Annotated in this window: 2 protein-coding genes and 1 pseudogene; all 3 read right to left on the bottom strand. The window is 67.5% G+C overall.

All coding sequences use genetic code 11. The features are described from left to right. Window positions 1-88 precede the first annotated feature (88 nt). Window positions 89-481 (bottom strand): DUF6262 family protein, encoded by a 393-nt coding sequence (locus tag PY310_RS21355; protein WP_275216634.1) that lies wholly within the window; start codon window positions 479-481, stop codon window positions 89-91. After that, entirely contained in the window at window positions 471-1016 is a 546-nt protein-coding gene (locus PY310_RS21350) for a tyrosine-type recombinase/integrase (protein ID WP_342755766.1), read from the bottom strand. The genes PY310_RS21355 and PY310_RS21350 overlap by 11 nt, the downstream gene beginning before the upstream one ends. After that, window positions 905-2486, bottom strand: a pseudogene (locus PY310_RS21345) (hypothetical protein); the annotation flags it as partial. The pseudogene PY310_RS21345 and the gene PY310_RS21350, both read right to left, overlap by 112 nt.

Here is a 2486-nt window from a genome sequence, read left to right as displayed (position 1 = left end):
TGTTGGTTATCTGGAGCCGGTCTTGCGAAGACAGGAGATGTGCTGGGATTTTTCGTCGGTGACATGTCTCTGACCGGGTTGTTGGTCCTCAGGGGCTGGGTAGTTGGGCGGCGTGGCGTTCTTCGCCGAGGACGGCGGCGAGTCGGGTGCGTAGGGCGTGGTTTTCTGTCCGGAGGTCGTGGATCGCGGTGCGGAGTGCGGCGAGGAGTTCGTCTCGGGAGGCTTGGGACATTCGCTGCGATGCTGGCTGGCGGGGCGCGGTGGTGGGGGTGCGGTCGCGGAGGTTGTCGATCTCCTCGCGCAGTTCGCGGTCGCGGTAGAGCAATGCTCGGGAGACGCCGGCGGCCTTGGCGACGGTGACGTAGTTGATCACGGCGCCCTCGCGGTCCAGGCGGCGTAGGGCGGCGCGAGCCCGGGCACGGGTCTCGGTGACGCGGCGCCGGGTCGCGGCGGCGAGGTTAGTTGTCCGGTCACTGGTCATTGGGGGTCGCCTCCCGCGCTTCGAGGGCGTCCAGGGCGTTGATGACGGACTCGAGGTTGTCGGCGACCTGCCGGTGGGTCGCGGCCAGTCGGGCGTTGCCTCGCTGCTCGGCGAGGTCGATGAGCTCGAGCGTGTCATCGCGTTGACGGCGGTGGATGGGCAGGAACGTCGGAGTGGTCTGGAAGTCGGGGCAGGTCAGGCACGCGTTGGGGTGCGGGCAGTCCTGCTGGGGCGGACGCCCGCAGTAGCCGTTGGGCAGGCTCGCTTGGACCCTGGCGAGGTTGTGCTTGATCCACTCGGCTTCGGCGCTGGGGCCTTGGGGGTCGAAGGGAAGGTAGCCGCCGTTGATGTCGACTCGGCGCTGCTGGTAGTCATCGAATGCGGCACGGACGGTGGCGTCGTGGATGGTGGCGTAGCGGACGGTCATCTGCGGGGAGGCATGCCCGAGCATCTTCTGGACCACGTGCTGGGGAACTCCGGCGTTGATGAGTCGGGTTCCGAGTGTGTGGCGAAACTGGTGTGCGGTAACTGACACGGGTTGACCGGCTGCGTCGCGAAGGCCGATGGTCTTCTGCCAGAGGAGCAGCCGTTGGTTGAGCGTGCCGTAGGCGAACGCGCGCGACCGTCGGGGTTGGTGCAGGGGGAAGGGAACAGGCGGGTGCAGCCCCGGGGCCAGCGGCCGCGGAGGTGGTCCTGCTGGGCGCGGATGGCGTCTGCTGCCCGCTGGGACAGGGGCACCAGTTGCTCGGTGGCCATCTTGGCGTTGTAGTACTTCAGGCAAGGCCAGCCGGAGCTATCGATGATGAGCGGGTTGAACTCCAGGACGCAGGCATCGTTCGCGCGTAGCCCGGTCTCTTGGATCAGGATCACCAGGTTCCGGGTGGTCTGGTCGGGCAGCGCGGCGAGGTTTGTGTCGTCTTCGAGTTGGGTCATGACGTACTCCGGGATGAACCGCGGCAGGGGGCGCGGGCGCGGAGGGAGCTCGTCGAGGTAGAGCGCGGCGCGGACCGGCAGGCCCGGCATCCAGTCATGGCGGTGACAGGCTTCGAGGAAGCCGCGCAGGATGACGAGGTAGGTGTTCGTGGCATTCCCCGACAGCTCCGGTGCCGCACTGATCCAAGAAAGGTAATGCTCGAGGACGGCCCTGGTGATGCGGGAGGCGTCGGTGACCTCCGGGTGCTGACGGGCCAAGAAGGTGGAGAACCGCCGCAAGGCGCGTTCATCGAGGCTGACCGATCCGAACGCCTTGCCGGCGCCGAGCCGGTAGCGACAGGCACGTTTGACGGCCTCGGGCAGCCAGGGCTGGGTGAAGTGATCGAAGCGGATCTGGGTGAGCTTGGACGAGGGGCGGGCACCGATAACCGACGCCCGCCAGATGTCCCCGGCGAACTCGGTCTCGGCGTCGGTGTCCTCGGCGAGGTCGCGCAGGTGTCGCCATGTGTAGCGCAACTGCCCCATGGACCGGCCTCCCACGTCCTTGATGCCGTGTTCGTGGGCCAGCAGAGCCCAGCGCTCCAGGGAATGCTCGAGCAGCGAGGACACACCCGAGGCCCGGACCAGGTCGACCTGACGGGCGATCATCATCGGCAGCAGCCGGGTAGCCCGCTCGTCACAACGGCACTGGATGGCGAAGGCGATCTCGAGACGAGGCTGGAGGGCAAGACCACGAAGGTCGAAGGTATCGACCCGCTCAGAGCTGACCCTGGTCTTGATCGGGCCGTCGCTGGCCAGGAACGCCTCGCGGCCGGAGTGTGAGGTCCGGCGGAATCGCAGGTAGTGGGCGTTGCATAGCAGAAGCGACCAAGCACCCCGATCGCATCCGCGGACCTGGCAGCGGCCCCGTGCGAAGACGGGGTCATCGGGGTCGATGCGGATCAACTCCACGGCGAACTTGGGCCGAACCGCGTCCTGGAGCTTGTCCAGCAGCGACGTCCCGGCCTGCTCCGTCAGCCGTTTCAGCGGTGATCTCATGGCGCTGTCTCCTGGGTCCAGACCCCGGCGCGGA

It is taken from the genome of Pseudarthrobacter naphthalenicus (assembly GCF_029076445.1).
GTDB lineage: Bacteria > Actinomycetota > Actinomycetes > Actinomycetales > Micrococcaceae > Arthrobacter > Arthrobacter naphthalenicus.
This window is presented reverse-complemented; position numbering and strand designations above follow the sequence as displayed.